15 protein-coding genes are annotated in these 20,930 nt (G+C 49.7%); 1 reads left to right on the plus strand and 14 read right to left on the minus strand.

Annotated elements, in window-relative coordinates; translation table 11 throughout:
• Positions 1–196: 196 nt before the first annotated feature.
• Entirely contained in the window at positions 197–1,051 is an 855-nt protein-coding gene (locus tag EKM84_RS01965) for a methyltransferase domain-containing protein (RefSeq protein ID WP_125763112.1), read from the minus strand.
• Positions 1,038–2,222, minus strand: a complete 1,185-nt coding sequence (locus tag EKM84_RS01970) for an AI-2E family transporter (protein ID WP_125763114.1) — start codon at positions 2,220–2,222, stop codon at positions 1,038–1,040. Before EKM84_RS01970 ends, EKM84_RS01965 begins: the two co-directional genes overlap by 14 nt.
• A gap of 697 nt (positions 2,223–2,919) precedes the next feature.
• On the opposite strand from EKM84_RS01970, the gene EKM84_RS01975 reads away from it, so the two are divergent.
• A complete protein-coding gene (locus EKM84_RS01975) occupies positions 2,920–3,555 on the plus strand; it encodes a copper homeostasis protein CutC (RefSeq protein ID WP_225418110.1) in 636 nt (211 codons plus the stop codon).
• 70 nt (positions 3,556–3,625) lie between these two features.
• Here EKM84_RS01975 and EKM84_RS01980 read toward each other — a convergent pair whose 3' ends face one another.
• From EKM84_RS01980 to EKM84_RS02035, 12 genes are all read right to left on the minus strand, one after another.
• Entirely contained in the window at positions 3,626–4,906 is a 1,281-nt protein-coding gene (locus EKM84_RS01980; RefSeq protein ID WP_125763118.1) for a hypothetical protein, read from the minus strand.
• A gap of 253 nt (positions 4,907–5,159) precedes the next feature.
• On the minus strand, positions 5,160–6,032 hold the full coding sequence (locus tag EKM84_RS01985; protein WP_225418111.1) for a zinc metalloprotease: 873 nt from the start codon (positions 6,030–6,032) through the stop codon (positions 5,160–5,162).
• A 30-nt stretch (positions 6,033–6,062) separates the two neighbouring features.
• A complete protein-coding gene (locus EKM84_RS01990; RefSeq protein ID WP_125763122.1) occupies positions 6,063–9,266 on the minus strand; it encodes a CapA family protein in 3,204 nt (1,067 codons plus the stop codon).
• Between the two features lie 51 nt (positions 9,267–9,317).
• Positions 9,318–11,159 carry a hypothetical protein gene (locus EKM84_RS01995; protein WP_125763123.1) on the minus strand — a complete coding sequence of 614 codons (1,842 nt, stop codon included), beginning with the start codon at positions 11,157–11,159 and terminating at the stop codon, positions 9,318–9,320.
• 23 nt (positions 11,160–11,182) lie between these two features.
• Complete coding sequence (locus EKM84_RS02000) at positions 11,183–12,982, minus strand: hypothetical protein (RefSeq protein WP_125763125.1); 1,800 nt, start codon at positions 12,980–12,982, stop codon at positions 11,183–11,185.
• Positions 12,979–13,698 carry a glycosyltransferase family 2 protein gene (locus tag EKM84_RS02005; RefSeq protein WP_164511271.1) on the minus strand — a complete coding sequence of 240 codons (720 nt, stop codon included), beginning with the start codon at positions 13,696–13,698 and terminating at the stop codon, positions 12,979–12,981. The genes EKM84_RS02000 and EKM84_RS02005 overlap by 4 nt, the downstream gene beginning before the upstream one ends.
• A gap of 2 nt (positions 13,699–13,700) precedes the next feature.
• The gene (locus tag EKM84_RS02010) at positions 13,701–15,344 is read right to left on the minus strand and encodes a hypothetical protein (protein WP_125763129.1); all 1,644 of its coding nucleotides are present in this window, start codon (positions 15,342–15,344) and stop codon (positions 13,701–13,703) included.
• Entirely contained in the window at positions 15,341–15,736 is a 396-nt protein-coding gene (locus EKM84_RS02015) for an HAD family hydrolase (RefSeq protein ID WP_125763131.1), read from the minus strand. Before EKM84_RS02015 ends, EKM84_RS02010 begins: the two co-directional genes overlap by 4 nt.
• A 21-nt stretch (positions 15,737–15,757) precedes the next feature.
• Complete coding sequence (locus EKM84_RS02020; RefSeq protein WP_125763133.1) at positions 15,758–17,290, minus strand: glycosyltransferase family 4 protein; 1,533 nt, start codon at positions 17,288–17,290, stop codon at positions 15,758–15,760.
• A 12-nt stretch (positions 17,291–17,302) separates the two neighbouring features.
• Positions 17,303–18,820, minus strand: coding sequence for an accessory Sec system glycosyltransferase Asp1 (gene asp1, locus EKM84_RS02025; protein WP_125763135.1), 1,518 nt, complete (start codon positions 18,818–18,820; stop codon positions 17,303–17,305).
• A gap of 24 nt (positions 18,821–18,844) precedes the next feature.
• The gene (locus tag EKM84_RS02030) at positions 18,845–19,048 is read right to left on the minus strand and encodes a hypothetical protein (RefSeq protein WP_125763137.1); all 204 of its coding nucleotides are present in this window, start codon (positions 19,046–19,048) and stop codon (positions 18,845–18,847) included.
• A 14-nt stretch (positions 19,049–19,062) separates the two neighbouring features.
• Positions 19,063–20,703: an FHA domain-containing protein gene (locus EKM84_RS02035; RefSeq protein WP_125763139.1), complete on the minus strand. Its 1,641-nt coding sequence runs from the start codon at positions 20,701–20,703 to the stop codon at positions 19,063–19,065.
• Positions 20,704–20,930: the final 227 nt, after the last annotated feature.

The following is a 20,930-nucleotide window of genomic DNA, read 5'->3' on the forward strand; positions in this document are numbered from 1 at the left end:
GGCATTCGCTGACTATTTTAGGGCAAGAAAAAAGCAGCTCCTCGGTGTGGGCACGGCGAGGGACTACTTTAGTGAAGTGCTACTTGTCAGCCACCAACAGCTTTCACTGATGTTAACTGCCAAACGATTTCTCATCGATTAATATAACACTGTCCTGTCAGGTTCACAAGCATTTTTTATCGGTTTTTTAAACGTTTTACTTCACGCCCTCAGCGGTTAATAGGGTCACGTCAACGGTGATAGCTGGGAACGGATTGGCCTTGACCTCAGCCAAGCGGGCCTCATCGGCACCCCAGTGCATTGGCGTCATCAGCATCAAATCGGCAAAGAGTTCGGCGGGAACGGGCACCTGGTAGCGAATTCGTTCCACGGTGGCGCTGGGATAGTGCTTCTGGAACAGGTCCAGCACGTTACTGTTGTCGTAGCTGGCGTGCGCACTGCCGGCCGGGAAGATGGCCTGGCGCAGCTCAATCAGGTAATCCGGATTGGGAATCACCTTCAGCAATTTGCCACCAGGCGCCAATACCCGATTGAACTCGTTGTAGGCCGATGGTGAGAACAGGTCCAAAATCGCCGTAAACTGGTGATCCGCAAACGGCATCTGGGCCAGGTCGGCCACGCAGAAGAAGGCGTCGTTGTCCAGTTGTGTGGCCAGGTTGATGCCGGGCTTGGATAAATCAAAGCCGACCGCAGCATCCTGGCCGTTTCGGTGTTTCAACACGTCATCGAGCGGCGTGCCCTCACCACAACCGACATCCAGAATCGTCTGGGGGCCGGCGGGTAATTTGGCCGCAAAGGCGTCCGTGATGCCCGCAAAGAGGCCGGCTTGGAGCATGCGCCGGCGAGCGGCTAACATGTCATTGTCATATTCGCTGGCCACGGCGCGCTGCATAAAGTACAGCGTCCCCTTCTTGGACAGGTCAACGTTGTGGCCGTTGGGGCAAATTAAACTGTGGCCTTCAACGGTCGCGTAGGGTGCTAAACACACTGGGCAGCGAAAGAGCTGGGTGTGTGCGGCTAAAAATGTTGCCGCTTGATCAATCTTCTTCATGTGGCTTCTCTCCTGTTTCTGTCACGACGGGCTGCGGATCCTCGTAGCCGCCGACAAATGTCTGATACCAATGGAAAAATTCGGTTGCCACGACCCGGATGACGGCGTACCCCGGGATTCCCAGGACCACCCCGATCACGCCAAAGGCCTTGCCGGCAATCAGTAAGATAAAAATAATCGTTAACGGATGAATTTTCAGGGAGCTCCCCAGGACTAATGGCGAGATAATTCGGCCCTCCAACGTTTGTTCAATGATAAAGACGATCAGGACCTTCACCAACATCCACGGGGACACAAACGCCGCGACCACTACCGCAGGAACCATAGCGAGAAACGACCCCAGGTAAGGGATCAGGTTCAACACCCCAGCGACGATGCCCAATAGCAGCGCAAATTTTAGCCCCACAATCAGGAAACCGATGTAGAACAGCACGGCCACGATAAACGCCACGACCAGCTGGCCCCGCACGTAATTACTAACTTGGCGATTCATTTCCCGCAGTAACGTGACCACGGACTTGCGCCGGCTCACCGGTAACAGGCGGGCCAGATAGTCGGGCAATTGGTGACCGTCGCGCAAGAGATAGAATAAAATGAACGGTGCCGTCACGATGGCGACCACAATGGATACCACGCGACTGACGATACCGCCGACCGAGCTGACCGTGTTCTTGGCCAGACTAGACAAGGCGGACGACGAACTGTCCGACAGTTGTTGGTTAAACTGATCCAACTGCTTGCGCACCCCGTCGAGTCGGTCATCCTGGAGCCACTGCATACTGGTCCGCGTGAGCTGATTCCAGTAATGCGGCCACTCGGTGATCAGTGTCGTAGTCTGCCGTTGGACCATGGGAATCAGACTAACGACGCCCCAGGCCAGCAGAAGCGCCACGATAATGAAGAGACCAATGATCGACCAGCTCCGATGCACGCCCCGCTTTTCCAGCAGATCTACCACCGGATTCATCAGGTAATACCCGATGCCGGCCAAAATGATGGGCAATCCCAGAATCTGTCCCACTAAAATAAACGGCGTCGCGAGCCATGGGACTTTACTTAGGACCAATAAAATGAGTAAAATAAGGAGCGCGATTGTTAGAATGGAAACTAGCCGATTGTTCACGACCCAGCTCCAAAACCACGACCGGTGTTGTTTGGATTCCGATTTCAAATGCGTCACTCCTTGAAAGATTAAATGAGCTTTGAGATTAAGCTGTAATTCATTGGTTAGCTATGCCGATTAGGTCAGCCCTTGCTGGTTAAATCCATTAAGGGCAACAACCAGTCAGCTGACTAACGTTTCTGTTGGTTACTGGCCGTTCCCGGTCAACTGTTAAACAGCTCCGAGGACGGGAAAATGAGTGGCCAGTCTGAGTGACCAGAGGCGAATCAAGCCAGACAGCTGTGTCGATGGTCTTAGCTGAGCGATTTTTTCAGCTTAGAGCATGGGACGACCTTTGAGACCGCCTTTTGGCTCAAAGTCGAGGTAGAAGCCCGCTTTCCAGGCTGGAACCGACCCACAGCAGGGCGTTTTGAACCCGCCGCCGGAAACGCCCAATCAACTGGCAGGACACACCTTAAGGATGGTAAAAACAGCCGCAAGGTGCCAGTATCAGTGACCAGAGGCGGGGCAAAATGCCCAGCTGTGTCGGTGGTCTTGGTCGGAGTTTTTGTCCGACCTAGCCCACGGGACGACCTTTGAGACCGCTTTGTGGCTCAAAGTCGAGGTGGAAGCCCGCCTCTCAGGCTGGAACCGGCCCCATAGTAGGGCGTTTTGAACCCGCCGCCGGGAACGGCCCATAAGCTTAACCAGAGTGGATATATTGTACCATACTGTTAGCCGCTTGCGCAGAGCAAGCAGAGAAAGGATGACGATTTTGCTCTTAGTTGAACCGTTACTAGAAAATTATACTGACCTCCCCGCTGCCATTCGTGCCGGTGCCAAACACGTGGCACTGGCCGACAACTTGGCCGTGGGTGGCACCACCGTTAGCAAGGGGGTCATGGCCGAGGCCGTGCGTTACGCCCACGAACACCAGGTATCCTTAGACCTGATCATCGCCCCTCGTGGTGGCAACACCCCTTACAACGGCGTGGAAATTAAGATGATGGAAGCCGATCTGCTGGAAGCCCAACAATTGGGTGTGGATGGCGCCATCTTTGGGGCCCTCACCGACCAACACCAGCTGGACGTTGAGGTGCTCAGCACGTTGGTTGCCGCCGCTGGTGGGATGACGCTAACGTTTGGCCAAGCCTTTGACGAGATTCGGCCCCAAGACCGGGGCACGGCACTAGACTGGTTAGCCAGTCAGGGTGTCGACCGCGTCCTGAGTGCTGGCACAGCCAGTGATGACCGCCAAGCCGACTGGGTTGCCAGCAAGCGTTTGGCCGACGCTGATGGCCTAACGTTGGTTCCGGCCGACGTCACCGCCGCGGATGCCCAACAGGTTGCGGATGACTTACACGTGAACCTGGTTTATGGCCAACAAATTTTGAAATTTTAGCTTGTGATATTCAAAGAGACGGTAGTTGTGGACTCAGTGTCCACCGCTACCGTCTCTTTTTTTCGTTAGCTTACCCTTTCACCATAAAGTCCCCATTCTTATCAATGCCATTTACAGCCATGGCCCGAACCAATTTACCCTTGATACTCTTATCCTTGGATTTATCCGCATAGGCCGCCAAATACTGATAGAATTCTTTGAAATTCGTTGCCCGACTGTTCACTAGCGTGGCATACATTAACCCTTCGTTGATCAGTTCCTTGTTGGCTAAGCTATCGTCCCCATGCACAAATAACTGGTAAACATCAAACGGATCATCCTCGAGTGCTGCGTACTGGCCATAATTGATATCAAATAAATCATTCAGCGCGCCCCAGACTGTATTGTTGGTCGATTTGCCATACAGTGCGGGGTTCTTTTGAACAATAGTGTCGTACGGGAAGCCGCGGGTTAACCCAAACATGTACCGGTATCGCTGGAAGATTGCCCAGCCCTCCTTGTAACTAACACCCGGGTCGGTGTTATAAGCAGAATGACTGGCATAGCTCCCCGCCGCCAATCTATGATTGACCCGCCACATGTTCCAATGCGCCCACTCATGACTGACCGCCGAATTCATGGTTTCCGGCGTCTGATTGCTAGTATTGATGCAGATGACCGACCGTCGAATCACCCCACCATCGTTGTCCTGCTTGCCGCGACTGTGAAAGGAGCTTTGACTATCGGTCAAGGTTGAGTCATAAATCAAATCAATTGGCTTAAGGGTCGCCCGATGCGTATCAATATAGGGTGACGCCGCCCTAATGGCAGCTGCTTGATTCCGATAGACGTCCGCGTAGGTTTTGTTTAGCCGAGCAAGCCGATAGTACATGGCCGCAGAGATAGCCGGCGTCTGATACACCGCAATTCGCTGAGAGTTGAGTGTCCGATTCTTAGGAATCGTAAGTGTGTGACTCACCTGATAGCGAGCATCCTTCAAGGTAATGGCATAGCCACGAGTTCCGTTGCCGAAGAAATATGTCAACTTGACTTGATCAAATCGCCGATCAGCTTTTAATTTCAAGTGATTAATCGCTCCAGTAGCATTCGTCGTTGTTGTTTTTAAAAACACCCGCTTACCGGTCGTCCGGTTGATGCCATAAATATTAACTCGGGCATTTGCTAAGGGAATCGCCGTTTCATAGTCGGCCCCACTATCCTTGATTGAAAAGCGGTAGTGCTTAATGGTTAGCGTGTTGCTGGCTGCCGATTGTGGAGCCGTCGCACGTTTAGGCTGTAATTGCACGACTAGCAGTAATGCTACCCCACAAACAATCCCCAATCCAATCAGGACCTTTTTCATCGTCTTCATATCAGGCTCCCTCCTAACTAAGAACTGCCGGACCTTTTGTCGCGAAATTCAAAGTCACTTTACTAACCCCGTGACTAGCAAAAACGACTCTACTGTCGAGATTTTTCAAACAGTAAAGCCGTTTTCACTTGCACGAACGCCCTTCGACCATGAGTTGCCGCATGCATTCATCTCAGCCGAGGAACCGCATTTCCTCGGGAGTTTATCTTCATAGTCGCTGCTCGACCCGCTTCGTCCGCTTTCCCAAACTATCTTACTTAAACGTGGAACTGATCTTGCCATCATGGTACAGCACGGAAGGTGTTTGATCCGCGTATACCCATTGTGCTAGACGTTGAGGACGCTTCCAACTCAATCCGGCTAACGCCAGGGCCGCACCATCCATGGCTGTGCTCTTGACACCTTGCTTATTGACAGCCGGGGCCGCACTGCCCACGGACCAGTAGCTCATGACCTCTGAGCCAATCTTTCCGTGGACAAAAGCATTATTCCCCAACTTGCCACCACCCAAACTTGGCAGCCCCAGCGCGTGCCCGATTTCACGAATCAAAACGGCTTCGCGCCAATCCTGTTCTTCGGCAGTGGACAGGCCCGCTGATTTCCAATTGGCCGGGTGGAAGACCATCCCCTGACGGTCATAGGTTTGGCCTCCCAGCGATTTGTCATCGGTCTTCGTGTCGTGGATGACCTCGTCGCTCTGCTTGGCACTAGTCACCACCGTCACAATTTTTTGACCCGCTAAGGTATTCCAAAAGGTCGCCGCATCCTGCACCATCGACTTGGTCATGAGCTTGGACTCCGTGTAGAGCTGGAGAGTCGCATCCGTTCCCATAAAGTTACTAATTTTCTCCTTGCCTACCTGGTAACGATAGGTCTTCGCCGCTTGGTCCAGGCTCGTGTTACCGGTGTACTGCGTGCCGTGCGTCAGGTTGGTCAGCTGCACCATCTTGGGTCGCGAGACCATTTTCTGGTTCAACAGACTGTCCTGCGTCGTGTACGCGCGCGACCGCTGGTAATAGTGATTGTTGCCGAACATTGCCCGGTACATCCTGTTCATCCCCCACATGGCGGTGCCGACAACGGCCGCTAGGAGGATGAGTAGCGTCACCCGTTTAACTATTTTCAACAGATGTTCCCCCCTCTCTTATGAATTATCTTAAAACGGCACAACCACCGCATTAATACCATCATCTAATTTTGTCGTCTTAAACTTCGGACCGTTAAATGCCCGAACCGTTTCAAAGTCTTCGTCTGACACAAAGTCTGGCTGCCAGAAGGTTTCGCGATTATCCGCATAGATTGGGCACCAATACAGTTCTTGCTTCGTAATATTCAGGCGCGCAATGGCTGCGTAAGGTGGTACATCTCGTTTCTTGAACTCGCCATTATTGTTAAACGCCCCATTACCAATACTGTAGAGAACCGGTGCTGCTCCAACATAGGTAATCGGTTGCAACCGATGTGGCCCGTGGCCAATAATCAGGTCGGCACCCGCCAAGACCAATCGATGAGCTGTTTCCTGCTGGGCCGCTTTAATCTCACCGTAATCAGTTCCCCAATGGGCACTAACAATCACCTTAGCATCGGGATTAGCCTGCTTATACCGTTGGATATCGTTAATCATCAGTGTATCCAGGCAGTTCACCCCAGCCTGCTGATCCTTAGCATAAAAATCAAATAGATTGTAAGCCGGATTCCGATACCAATAACCATTGAAGAGGGCAACCTTGTGGCCATCATAGTTAAACACCATAAATTTACGACTATCCAACCGATTATTTCCGGCCCCAACCGTTGATATACCAACCTCATTGAAGGCAGCTAATGTCCGGGTCAAAGCTTGTGGACCGTAATCATTAGCGTGATTGTTCCCTAGCATGGCTAAGTTAAAATGTCGCTGTTTAAATTCTGCCAACGTAGGTTCAGCCTTCGCATCCAAGACAAAGGGTTTCACGCTATCTAATGGACTTGCACCCTCAGCAAAGACAGCTTCAAAGTTCAAAACGTTATAAGCATCCGGACTAAAGAATTTGCCAATCTTAGCCAGAGAATGACTATACCCATATTTCTGTAAGGCATCCTCTTGACCGTGATTTTCTCGTCGCCGCGTATAGTCTTCACCAAAGTAAGTGTCCGCCAAAACATTCACCACGGGTGATGTCAGATTAATCGGTTCAATCACTGGAACTTCAGCTCGACTATCCGTTTGCGAATCGACCCAATCTTCCACGACCGCGTCAATGTAGCTCTGGTGTGGACTATTGACAAAGGCAATCGCCTGCTTTCCCCGTGCATCTTGCGTGAAGTAAAGTCCCGACCGTTCGCGCCAATCATTAAAGACAGACCCCGCGATTTTTCCCGTCTTAAAGAGCTGTGAACGTTTGTGGTAAAATTTGCCGTTAAACATCACCTGTTGGGTGCTTAGCAAGCTAAAGACGCCATTAGGAAGTTCCGTAAAGGCGGCCCCAATTTTTTCCAAATCACTTAGGGTCGTCCGTTGCGGTTGTTTCCATGGCCGCCCCGTAATGTTGGTAACTGTTTGGTCGGACAATCCTAGGTCCGTGGCCTGCTGCTTTAATTTCTGTAAAATCACCTTGGAACTACCACCGTAGAGGTACTCGGCTAAATTCGTGACAACATCCGGTGCGGAGGCAACTATGGCTAAACTTAACAAGTCTAAAACAGAAATACCTTGGCCTTTAGTCAAGCCAATTTTTAGCCGGCTGTGATCTTTTGGCATCTCATTCGTAATTTTTATGGAATCAGTTAATCGTAGTTTTCCCTTAGCTATCCGCCATAAAATATCCCGAATAATTAGTAAGCGACCAACACCATTACGAATGTAGGCTTCTGGCTGGGATTGATTAATGCTCGTCACAAAAGACCCCGCCCCACTCGCATAATAATCTAAATTATCAACTAATCTGATTGCAATCTGATCAATGGAACTATTCCGGCTGGAGCCCTTGATAAATATCACTAAATTTTGATTAGCTTCTTTCGCGATTGCCCGTGTAATCTCTCTTGGCGACGTGTAGTAACCTGCAAATTTTGAAGAATCAGCTTCCTGTACCACCCAATCTAGCTCAGGCCCATAAGTATAGAAGCTGTCAAAGTCAGTTTGATTTAACATGTGCATGATATCTGAATGTACTTTAACCGAAAGCCCTCTTAAGTTAATCACACGACCTTCAATAAAAATCTTTTTAGTGTGCTCAGAAACACGGTACTGCTGAGCATATTTGATGAAATTCTGAACAGAAAGCAATTCGGCGTTGTGCGTGTCATCAATAACTGTGACCTTGTACCCATTTGCTTTAAAGTGACTGACAATTCGCGTACTTGTCTTTGCACATTTTTCGCCGAAATCCTGCAGAATAGCTGGCGTCATTTGTCCACCTAAAATGTGATAAGCAGCCAAGGCACCAATCATATCCGATACCATCCCATCGTCTAAGCCTTGTGCATCCACTTGAGCCAACTTTTCTCCTTGTTTATGCACTATTAATTGCCCATCAGATGTCAGGGCACCCTGGTAATCACTACCTTCACTAAATCCGTAAGTGATCAAATTATTCGTATACTGATGAATAAATTCTGCCGTCTCGACAAAATTTTTAATTGCTGAGTTCACCAGAAAGGCACCGCCCGACTTCAAACCGGCTCCCATTCGTGTCTTAACTTTAGCAGTTTTGCGAGCATCCCAGCCCTTTTGACCGGCATTTATCTGTGTTAACACGGCCAAATCAAAGGGAATAACTGCTGCTACACCAATTCTGGGAGAATCAGGCTCATTATATTCAAACGCCATGGCCGCCAGTTCAAGGACATTGTAATCTCCTTGCTCATGATTAAGTGCCTGGATCTTAGCACTCGTTCGCGAGTTATTGTTGCCAACTGAGCTTGCTGTTGGCCCCATATTCTTTAACAAATGAGCGAGTAATGTCTTGGTAGTACTCTTACCTACCGACCCAGTAACACCAATTATTTTTCCCGAATATTCAGGTACAATTACATGTAAAAGCTTCTCCATCGCCTGATAAGAATCTTCAACCTGAAGCTGAGGCACATCACTGTCAGTAACCGGACGTTCGACAATTGCCATGGCTAAATAATCTGCCAACTTTTTCACTCTAAAGTGATTGTCCTGAAAAGTATGCGCATAAATCCCGGTATTAATGGTCCCCTTCTGCCAATTCTCAAGTGAGACAGCAAAAAATAAATTTTTCTTACCGATATCGCGACGAATTTCAGAGGCGTAAAGTCCATAATGCTGAATAGTCTCAGACGTATCTTTGGGGGCAACAATCCACTTACCACCTACAATCTCACTAATTCTTTGCATACTAAGCGCTTTCACAAAAATCCCTCCAACTAATTCACACCTTACCCTGAAAGGGTCCTTATCTTCCTAAATCAACTGCCATTCAATGCCATAACGATAGGCGTACTCATACCCCTCATACCGACCATTAAATTGCTTTTCCAATAATGCCCAATATTTTTTTTGATGTGTCACCTCTAAAGCCATCTCGGTAACTCGCTGACGACCGGCCCCATGGTGTTCTGCAATTGCCTGATCGAAGAAGGCTACTAATTTATCAGGCTGTTTGACAATTCCCTTAAATTCTTCAAATTTATCTGGCAGGAACCGTTTAAATACGTACTGAACCTGTTCGTTTGCCATATCCGGAATTCGAAGATTACTTTCGACCAAGTACATATACCGTGCTAATACGTAACAAGCAATTTCGGCATTCATCTGCCCATGTCTCACGTGAAAGCTCCCAAAGAAATTATTGATTCGTAATATTTCTGCACGTATATCTGCATTTACTAATCCCTGACGCAACAATCGTGTTACGGTCAAAATGCTAAACCGATTATCAGTTCGAGCCGTACTCATCAAGTAGGCTGGTGAATCCTTTGGTTGAATGTCGTGATGTAACCAGTACCGGTAAAGCACCTGGTTCGCACTCGTGCTTTCCTCGCACTCACGCCACAGGCTATCCTGCTCCGCTTCACTAATGCCCGGTAGATTATACCGAATCGAGGACTTGTATGCCGTTGGTTGTTCAACAAGTATTGGCCGCTGAATTCGTAGCCAACGGTGAGGTGAGAATTCCTTATTATCCGCAAATCCTTTAAGGTCTAGTAATTCTTCATTGGTCACACGGTCAAGCATCGCGGATGATAATTGCCGGATATTAGTCAAAACTTGTTTCGTAGCTGTCTGTTGTACTAACGGTTGTTTATTTGGTGCTGACTTCTTTTTTTGCCACCAATGTTGACTGACTGTTCTCTCCGGCTTAACCGCCATTGACTGCCCCATGAAGTCATCCAAAACTGCTTGTGAATTGAAGGTTACACCTAGACTGTCATGATAGAGGTGCTTTCCCTGTCCTGAATGAAACAAATCAGAAAATTCAATTGGCAATTTGATTTCGCCAAGTTCTTCAATACTTTTAAAACTTCCAATCCGGAAATGAATGGCTAACAAACCAAAGTACACAGCATAAAAGCGTTCCAAAAACTTAGGAAATTGGGTCCCACCTTGTTCTGTGTAAATAGCTAAGTCTTTCAACAACGGATAGAAATTAATAACCCGATAGTAATCCCGAATAATGGGATATTCACGAATGAATGGGTAAATAAAGAATTGGATGTTGGCCACAAGTCCCCGTGTGAAAGTAAAGTCAGCAATATCAAAATTGGTGAGTTTACGAATATCTTTGCTATAACCCATAAAGGCAAAATCGGAGAATTGTAGGATTCTTCCCGTCCTTGCTCTAAAAATAGCAATTTGATGATCAAACACCCGTGGAATCTTAGTGAGGTGCTTGGCCTCAGCCTGCTCAGCAACTAATGGCAATGGGTCAGCTTCATCCAACATGGCAATGAGTCTTTTCGTTGAGGGTAAGGCTCGGTCTGTCCTCGTCTTAATGACAATGGCATCCGTTGGAATTAAATCCAACGCCGCTTGCATCTGCTTTGCTTGACGCCAATAATTTACCGAATTGGCATGCATATCAGCGACCATCGCATCATTAGTTGGTGACATCACAATTGCGACATTATTCAAGGCCAGCTTCAGCTGCAAATCACCTAACTGCTCAAACTCATTTTCCCATGTGCTCACAACAATTCCTTGAATAATTCCTTGCTCTCGACAATGTAGTAGATAATCCATCATCAAACTAAAGTCAACTTGATCGCGAATCGTTCCGCAAACCATTGCCCATACAGACCGCATGTTCTTCACTCCCCAAAATAATTTTATGGCTCTTGAATCAATAACCCGTGCGCAACTGCGTATTCATAAACCCCTTTTACGTCATCCTCTTTATCAGTAAATAACGGTTTCAGCAAGTCCCAATACTTTTGCTTTCCCGTTAACTCTAAAGCCAGTTCAATCAGCCGTCGGTGAACAATCGGCTTGTTCAGCTCAATTGATCGTGCAATTTGGGTGTCAAATATTTGCGGCAATTGGTCAGGGTGCTGATATAACGCCAGTTTAACCTCATCTGCAGTTTCACCTGTCATGTAACGCCGGAGATAATAATCAACTTGTAAATCCAATTCTCGTGAAATCGGTTCCTTAATCTGCTGCTGATACAATACCCGATTTAGCACGTAGCAAGTAATTTGAATATTCCCGCCACGGTGCTGTCGATTAAGCTTCCCTTGTGTATTATTGACGCGTAAAGTTTCAGCCACATCATTCTCATCCAGATAATTAGCCCGAAGCAATCTCATCATCATCAAAATACTTAATACCGCACCATTCTTGGCACCGCTGGAAAGAAAAGCTGCTGAATCCTCTGGGGCAATATTGTGGGCTAGCCAAAATTTCAAAAGTATTCGATCAGTCGTACCAACGCTTGCACATGCCGTCCATAATTCAGCTTGATCTTGATCAGAAATCCCTGGAAAATGGTAGGCCATCGAAGTCGCATATTGGCTGACCTGCTGTTCCTGAACAGACTTTGTATTCAAGAGCCAAGCTTGCTTAGAAAATTCCGTATTCTGTGCATAAGTCTTCAGCTCCGCAATCTCGGTTGGTGTTGCCCGTTCAAACGTTACGGCACTTGCTCCATGCATTACTTGCAAGACATCCCGTGTTGTCGCTGACACGTTCAAACTCGACTGTGCGATAAACTCGTTGACAATCTCAGCGCTATTAATCAAAGTGCCTAAGTTAGAATGCTTTAAGTGTCGATTGTGTGTGCCATGGAAAAAGTCCGTAAACTCAACCGGTAGGTCAACAGGGCCCAACCCCTCCGGCCACAAACTTCCTAACCGGAAATGTGTCGCCAAGATGCCCAGATAAACGGCATAAAACCGCTTTAGAAACTCAGGAAACTGGTCACCACCCGCAGCCGTATACCGGTCCAATTCAGGAATCAGTGCTTCGTATTTGATTCGCCGCTCGTAGTCCTTAACGATGGGATAGTCTCGGACAAACGTGACGATAAAGAACAACATATTTGCGTTTAAATACCGCGAGAAATAAAATTCTGGGACCTCAAAGTGCAACATTTTCCGTAGATCCTGACTGTACCCCATAAAGGCAAAATCAGTGAACTGAAACGCCCGGTTAGTCCGTGGGCGAAACGCAGCAACTTGATGCGTGAACACCGCCGGAAAAGCTGGTAAATTCAGCCGTTGTTTGGTTTCTTCTACCCGCGGCAACGGATCCTCGTCCGCCAGCATCTCAATCAGCTTCCGCGTAACGGGCATGGCCCGATCTGTTCGCGTCTTCAAAACAATGGCGTCAGCCGGAATCACATCCAAAGCACGCTGTAGCTGGGTGGCCTGTCGCCAATAATTCACGGCATTCGTCTTAATGTCCCCCACCACGCGGTCGATTGGCCGGGTCTTGACCACGGTCACGCCATTATCGGCTAACAGCTGTGCAACGCCGGGCTCCTTCTCAAGTTCACCCTCCCAGGTAGAGAAGACGATACCCTGAATTGTTCCCAATTGCCGACAACGAAGCAAGTAATCCAAAATCAACCGCACATCTAACTCATCTCTGACTGCTCCACAAACGGCAGCCCACACAGCTGGTTTCATTCTGTTGCTGCCTCCTTAAACACCGCCAGTTCCTCTGGCGTCCCCAGGACATGCACCGTGTTAAACGGAATGTCCGTGTAGGTGATCTTCGCCTGTTGCTTGAGCAGGTAGTGATACATCGGTGCCACGTAGACCTCGCCGTACTCCGCCTGAATGGCATCCCCGTAGTGTCGATAAACCTCTACGAAGTCGCCAAAGGTATTGAAGTAGTAGAAGCCCACCGACGCGTGCTCTGAGACGCGCCGCTTTTCCACCACGTCCGTGACCTTACCCGCATCGTCCAGTTTCACAAAGGACCAGTGGTCACCGGGGGCCGTGAAGGTCGTTAGGTTGCCGTCACAGTCCCGTAAGTCTTCCCGCAAAATGTGGCCGGGCAAAACGTAAGTGTCGATGTTGTAGACCGCCAGGCTATCCTTGGGATTCAAGACAGACGCTGCGGCCATCACGGTCGCAGCCTGCCCACGAGTCACTTCGGCGACCGTCACGATTTTGTAACGGTGAATGCCGGCCTTTTGTATCAGCTTACGAAGAGTATCCGGCTGATACTGGCCTTCCCGCACAACGAAAACAAATTTTTCATTCACGAAATCCTTTAAGGAGAGCATGGCCCATTCGAAGAGGCTCTTGCCCCGGACCTCGATTTCATGCTTGGGAACGGTGTACCCCACCTTTCTAAAGCGTGAGCCCTGTCCCGCCATCGTAATTACAACCTGCAACTTCATCCCTCCATTACTTTTGCCATAAATGGGGCAAACTTGGTGACTCCCACCGCCAACATGGCCTTCTGCCGTTCCGGCTTATCCTTGTGCAACGGAATCATGCTCAGGAATAGCAGGGATTCAATCAATTGAATCTGTTGGTAAGCGCGGGTATCCCCCAGGTGCTCCTGTAGTTTTTCCTCAAATAAGTGACCAATGGCCTCTTCATTTCCGGTAACGTTCAAACCGTAGTCCAGTCGCCCGCTCTCATCGGCATCCACGTTAAACATATCCGAAATGATGCAGTCGTACTTGCCGGAGAAGCTGTGCATCAGCTTGGCGTAGTCGTACTTAGCATCCCCGTAGATGTCGAACTTGCCAAACTTGCCCCGCGGATCAATCAACCGCATCACGTGCTTGGTGTTGTCGTACAAAATATTGGTCATGCAGAAGTCGCCGTGAATCACGGCAAACGTGTTGCCCTGCAGCACGCCACTCTGGTCGAGAACTGTTGGTAATGCCGCAATGATCTCATTGATGCTGGGATAGGCCTCGCCATTGATGACCAGCGGCTTATCCGCAATCGTGGCATAGAAGTCGTCCTCATCGATCAGGCGGTGAAGGCGGTTGACCGTCTTGTCCAGGTACATGTCGCTGACCGTCGCCTGATATTCATCCTGGTTGACCTCGACCTGATAGTCGTTCATTTCTGACCGCAGGAAGAAGAGCTCGTCGATAATTTCCCGCCAGAAGCCTAGTTCAAAATTCCCGTAGAGGAAGAGGTTGTGTAGGCTTTCGTAGGAGAAGTATTCCATCTCCACGAACGGTGCGTTGTAGTTCAACGAGTAGTCGAAGATTCGCGGCGCAATGTAGGAGAGCCGCTTGGGCAGCTTCAGGTACCATTTGACCTCGCCCAAGAACTTATCCACGTCGGTACTTTCCTTACGAATGATTCCCCGTTTGAAGTCAATGTTGGTCTTGTTAAAGAACCGTGCCTCGACCTGTTTGGCCTCGACATACTTATCACTGTGGCCGAAGTCCAGCCACTGGTCGGTCTCAGCCACCGTTAACGGATACTGCTCGTCATAAATTCGTAAGTTTTCGTAGAAGGACTTGGCGCCCTGCCACTGGTCAACCAGTTCCTGACCGGCACTAAAGTTGAACACCCCAACGGCCGCGTCAAAGTTCGCCTGAGTTGAATCCTGAACCACCTTGTCCGCGAAGACCACGTGCTGCTGGTCATCGTAAGTCACCGTCGTCCACCGTCCGGCATCACTGACCGGATGCGTGAAGATCGTATCTGGCCGCGAACGGTTCTGGGTCTTGACTACCGTGTCACCGAAGATGATGGTCAGCTCGTCCACCGTTGTTTGAGCTTGCAGGCTGTGGAAGGCCTGGGCCACGGCTTCACTCAGGTTCAGTCCACTGGCCACCTTGATGGGTGTAACTGGCAAATTTTTCTGCGCGATGTAAGCTGCGACCGAGTCATCACTGGCACTGACCGCCACGTACAAGTCATAGTCTGCCTGATACTGGGCCACGGTCCGGTCAATGATCCGTTGACCATCCGTCACCGGAATCATGGCTGGATAAATCGTCCCGAACGTCGTCTGCATATCATCCGCGATTTCAGCTGCGGAAAGCATTAACAAAGTTTTAGTCAATGGATGTCACGCTCCTTTTCAACCAAATCTGCCAGCTCTTCTGGTGAATGCTTTAACAATTCGCTGGGACGAAAGGCCCGGTCATCAATGTAGTAGCCGCCACGGCCCGCCCACGGCTTACCGAAAATAATTTCGTCGTAAGGCACGTCGTACTTGGCGAGCCACTCTTGGGTCATGGGCGCCGTGTACTTGTTGATCTTACCGAGGTTCCCCGCGTACGTCCGCATTTGTCGCGAGGTGAACAAGATGATGTGATAGCCAGCTGCTTGATACTCCCGCATTTTCTCAATCATGCTAGCCTTGGGTGTCACGTCTAAATAGGTCTGTTCCGCCGTCTTCAAATCACACAAGGTGCCATCGATATCAACGACTAAACTCGTTGTTTTATCCATCACAATCTCCCCCTAAAAAAGTTAAACGGTTACTTGCGCCTGAGTCTTCTCCTTAAAGTAAGTCAACAACGCTTGCCACTGCTTAAACACCGCCTCCTCAGAGTAACGCTTGGCATTTTCATAGGCGGCCTCACTGTAAGCCGCCAATTCATCCTGATTGCCCAACAGATCCAGCATGGCGTCTGCCAGGCCCTGCACGTTGCCATCGGTCGTTAAGCGGCCACTGACGTTATTGTCGATGATGTCGCTGGGTCCGTACTTCACGTCGTTGGCCACCATTGGTAACCCGTGTGACTGGGCTTCCAGCAGCATCAGGGAGAACCCTTCTGCCCGACTTGGCAATAACCCTAACTGCGCTCGATCATAAACGGCCGCAATGTCGTGGGTGTAGCCCTTGAAGCTCACCACGTTGGTCAAGCCGAGGTCCGCTGCCTCCTGCTTGAAGGTCTTGCCAATGTCACCGTTGGCGTACCCCCAGAGTTCCAACCGAGCATCTGAGAACTTCTGGTGGACCTGAGCAAACGCCTGAATCGAATGGTTTTGCTGCTTTTCGGGGGCCAACCGCGCCACGTGAACGACTAAATGCTTTTGACGTTGGTCAAAGGCTTGATGGGTCTCTGCCAACTGCTCGTCGGTCACGAAGCCTACGGGAATTGTAAAGGCGGGAATTGCCTTGCCGAACCGATCCTCGATGTCCTGTGACTGTTCCGGTGTCGAGGAAATCACGGCATCCCACTTGTCCCAGTTCATCAGGGCATTCTGATAGTTGTTATTCAGTGGTGAATGTAGCATGTCGCTAGGATCCGCCACGTGGTCGTTGTGCAGGTGCAGGACCCGGAACGCCGGCGTCTGCATATTGAAGAGCGCCCAGTCACATTCCACGGTCCGGTCACAGATGTACACGTTCTGCTCGCCGTTAGCGTTCAACTCGTCGTAGAAGAAACGCGTCAAGGCGTTCATCCCGTTGAAGACCCAGTCGCGGTTCCGGTAGTTCAGGACCCGCCAGCTGAGGTGTTCCTTGCCAGCCCGGTTCAACAGGTGACACTTTTCGATGTGTACCAGACCATCCGGTCCATAGTACTGTTCCTGAACAATTTTGCCGTCCCAGTCAAAGAGCTGTTCGAGACACTTGAAGCCCCGGACATCCCACCAGACCATCTTGAGCGTCCGCCCATTCACGTCAAAGTACTGGATGTTACTGATGTCATCGGACCCTTGCCGCAGGTAAATGATCATTAACATTTTTCCTTGGGCAAACACCTGAATCTGGTTGTCCTTACGCGTCTGGGTCGTGTTGCTTGGTAGTGAAAATTCATTCAAGGAAAACCGCTGCGTTGGTACGTCTGAACTGCCACAGAAGTATTGGAAGAGGTTCACAAATCCAGCCGGATCAATCCCGGCTTGGTCGATGATCTTGGAGAGTTCCATAGAGAAGACCCGCGTCACGATTTTGGCGGGTACCCCATTCTTCTCAAAGAGGTGAAGCCGGTTGATCTCAGCGTGTTCGATCCCTGATTTTGAGTACTGCATATTGTCGTTTAAAAAGTAATACATAGCTGCTCCCTCCTACGCCTGTAATAAGCGTTGCCAGCGGTTCCAAACTTTCCGTTGCGTCCAGTTCTGATGGGCACTGTCATAGGCTGCTTGGCTCAAGTCCGCTAGCTTGGTGTCGTCCGTGAAGAGTTCTCGAATCTTGTCGGCCATGGCCAATGAGTTTCCTCGGTCAATCAGACAGCCGTTAACGCCATCCTTGATGAACGCGCTTGGCCCATAGTTGAATGGGTAACTGATCACGGGAATCGCGTGATCCATGGCTTCTTGCATCGCCATTGGGGCCCCATCGGCATAGGACATGTTGACCAACAGTTGGTACTGGTCGTAGTGGTCTGCCATCCGGGGGTCGTAATCCTTAAAGGACACGCTGTCGTTGAGTTTCAGCTCAGCGACGACCCCGGCCATCTGTTGCATGAACTCTGGGGCGCCGTAGCCGTACAGATCAAAGGTCGCATCCTTGATTTGGTTCTTCACCAGCGCAAACATCCGTAAAAGTTGTTCGATCTGCTTGTCCGGTGCAATCCGCCCGACGTAGAGCAGGCTGTGTGGCCGCCGTTGAATCTGGGCCACGGCTGCCTCGCGTTCCTTGGAAAGGGGCACCGTCGTCACGGCTGGAATCGCTGTGACCTGAGCCTGGGCATACCGCTGCCGCAGGTGTTCTGCCTGTTGCTCCGTTGGGGTAATGAACCCATCGAAATGGCTGAAATGCTCAAAGGCTGGTTCCAGGAAGCCATCCAGCTTGCCATGAATCGGATCATTCGGGTCAACGGCGTGGTTGATGGGAATGTAGACGTACTTATGGGAGCTGTCGTTGAGTGCCAGTAAGGGTTGCACCCCGGTCCCGGGACGGTCGCTGATAAAGGTGGTCGTCTCACTGTCTTGGTTGCTGAGTTCGGCCAGGAAGAAGACAAAGAGGTCATCGATGTTCTGGAAGAACAGGTCGCCACGGCCACGGTAATCTTTCAGAATCATCCGAGAGGTCAACGGGTTCCCGTTGGTGTCGGGCACAAAGAATTGTTCCAACGTCGTCTTGCCAGTGGGCGTGTAGTAGCGTTGGAGAATCAATTTGCCATTCTGCCCGAAGTATTGCGTCGCCGACTTGAAGCCCCGCCAGTCCCAGAGGTTGGTTTCAATCACGTTTCCCTGGCCATCGAAGAACTCTTGGTAGAAGACGCGACCCACGGTGCCGGGAATAAAGCCGACGTTGCTGGTGGGCGTGTCGCCTTCCAACACCTGACTGAAGTTCGCCCCAACAATCACCTCGGACGCCAGTGGCAGGTTCAAATCATCGGTGTGTAGGACCTTTTCGGCAGTTAAATCCGTGGCTTCCTGGAAGAAATCAAACATGTTAACGATTTCATTATCAGCCACATCAAACGTCTTGATGGTTTGATGGATCAACCGGTCGTAGGTCTTGGTCACAATCTTAGCGGGCCGTTTGTAATGGTTAAACAGCTTCACGCGGTTCATTGCCGTGTGCTCCACACTTGAATTCTTTTGTAAGATGTATTCATTAATAAAATAGAACATCATTCCACTCCAATCTGTTTTTGCTTACTCTTCCCAGGGGTACTTGCCATCAGCGTTTTTCTTGGTGTGCTTCATCATATGCTCAGTTCGCTCATCCATGCGTTTGCGCGTCTTCTTGCGGTTCCGCCACCGGAACACCAGCACGAGTACGCCCACCACCACGTAGATCATCATCCGGATTGCAAATTGGACTTTCTTATACGCAAAGACCGTGGTTAATACTGCCATCGTGTCAGCTCCTCTCAGTAAGTGTCATTATAGTAGTTAATTAGTCCCGATAAGAAATGCTCGCAGTCATCGATTCGGGTACGAAAATGGTCGTGTCGGGCGAAGAAGCCCCCCACAAATTTAGCCGGTGCGTAGAAGTACATCGCCAGCTCGGGTTGAAACGCCCCCGTTGCTAATTCGTGTTCCGCACGCATTTTCCGGGCTCGCCGTAACCGAATCAGATCATAGGGCTCTAGCAAGTCGGCATTTCCCGTCTTCCTGATCATGTCAGTCATTTTAACGGCGGCATTCAGTAGCTCTAACAACGTTGGGTAAGCAGTGTCTCGGGCCTCAATAAAGGCCAAGTGGCTGTACACGTTCTTCAATCCCAGCTGCATGTAATCCCGATTGTCAGGCAAAATCTGTAGCGCTTCGTTCACCGCGTATGAGATCCAGTGATCATGGTACCTACCATAGTCGTTGGCCACCATGAAGTCTAAAGATTGTTTTACGGCGTCCAGCACCTGCTCATCATCGGTCAGCTCGTATAATCGTGCCAGGGCGAAGGTGATCTCCCCTTCATAATAGATGATACGAAAGGCCTCTTTAACGGTTAAATCCGTATTTAAAACGTGATTGAACCGGCCGGATGCTTGCCGAAAGGCCACGACCCCGTTGAATGCTTGCTGAGCTTGGCGGAAGAAGGTTTCGTCATGCGCTACCTCTTGGTACTTGCAAAGGGCCAGAATCAGCATGGCTTGCGCTCCCAGCTTGATTTCGGCTGATCCCTGCTTCCGGTGTTCCACCGCGAACAAGGCATCGTCCTTCGTTAACGTTAATTCTTGCAGTCCCCACTGTAAAGCATCCTTCACTTTGGCCAAATCGGCAACGTTGCCGGTAAACTCAACCGCTTCCAATAGTGCGTAGATCGATGAGAAATGCCGCACGCTGTTGTAACTACTTAGGATTCGCTGGAGCCCCGGGTAGTAACCGTAAATGAACTGACCACTATCTTTGATTTGCCGAGCCAGGAAGGTTTCTCCTTGAACCAAATAATCACGTAACTCTTGTCGCGGATTAACTAATTGGCGAAGTCCTTTTTCACCAGTTTCGCTGTCATTCAATTGCCAGATACGTTGGCCATCGCTGAAAATACCAGACGTGGTAAATACCCAGACTTGCTGGGCCTGCGCGATGTCTATCTCCAGCGAACCATTTCGCCGTTTCAAATACTTACTGATGTGGGGGTAGTCGATCCAAGTGGCTGAAGGGTTCTTCCCAATCTTGTGATCCTTCCCGGGCTTAAAGAATTCATGGCCGTTGATTTCCATCTCCAAGAGTGCCGTCTGGAAATTCTCATCGAAGCTAATGCCCCGGCGCCAGTAGTTCATGCGTGACATCTCGGCCAGCTCCTGTTGAACGGTCACTAATGTTAACTGCTGGATGGCATGCACCACTTCAATCCGAATCCAACCATCTTGCGGTGCCCCCGCTAGTAGTTTCTCCGCGTCGGCCCAAGCACGATTAAAGCTGGATGCCCGAATGAATTGAACGTCGGCACGATGCCGTCGATCTGAAATTGACACGGCTAACGTCGTCAACCCTGTCCCGTGGTCCTGCAAATTCCCTAGATCCTGCACGGCCTCTTTGAAGTCTTTGATCAATGCTTTTTTCATTGGCAAGGAAGCCCCCTTCTTCAACACTTACTTTGGGTATAAATGGGTTAATCGATCAAGGCGATAACCATTACCTAGTTAGATAATTATCATTGGATTATAGCTTGTTTGGTTTATTCTCTGTACAAGTTCATGTTAACACAATTTCACCATACGGACTATTGTTTTTTTACATTTTTCATTCAAATTACATTATCTTATCATCATTTATTAATCAACTGATAGCC

Source organism: Levilactobacillus mulengensis (assembly GCF_003946045.1).
GTDB classification, from domain to species: Bacteria; Bacillota; Bacilli; order Lactobacillales; family Lactobacillaceae; genus Levilactobacillus; species Levilactobacillus mulengensis.

Coding starts and splice junctions, on each gene's coding strand:
- EKM84_RS02000 (WP_125763125.1), bottom strand. CDS start 12,982: ATGAAACCAGCTGTGTGGGCTGCCGTTTGTGGAGCAGTCAGAGATGAG.
- EKM84_RS02030 (WP_125763137.1), bottom strand. CDS start 19,048: ATGGCAGTATTAACCACGGTCTTTGCGTATAAGAAAGTCCAATTTGCA.
- EKM84_RS02020 (WP_125763133.1), bottom strand. CDS start 17,290: ATGTATTACTTTTTAAACGACAATATGCAGTACTCAAAATCAGGGATC.
- EKM84_RS02035 (WP_125763139.1), bottom strand. CDS start 20,703: ATGAAAAAAGCATTGATCAAAGACTTCAAAGAGGCCGTGCAGGATCTA.
- EKM84_RS01965 (WP_125763112.1), bottom strand. CDS start 1,051: ATGAAGAAGATTGATCAAGCGGCAACATTTTTAGCCGCACACACCCAG.
- asp1 (WP_125763135.1), bottom strand. CDS start 18,820: ATGTTCTATTTTATTAATGAATACATCTTACAAAAGAATTCAAGTGTG.
- EKM84_RS01975 (WP_225418110.1), top strand. CDS start 2,920: ATGACGATTTTGCTCTTAGTTGAACCGTTACTAGAAAATTATACTGAC.
- EKM84_RS01995 (WP_125763123.1), bottom strand. CDS start 11,159: ATGCGGTCTGTATGGGCAATGGTTTGCGGAACGATTCGCGATCAAGTT.
- EKM84_RS02015 (WP_125763131.1), bottom strand. CDS start 15,736: ATGGATAAAACAACGAGTTTAGTCGTTGATATCGATGGCACCTTGTGT.
- EKM84_RS01980 (WP_125763118.1), bottom strand. CDS start 4,906: ATGAAGACGATGAAAAAGGTCCTGATTGGATTGGGGATTGTTTGTGGG.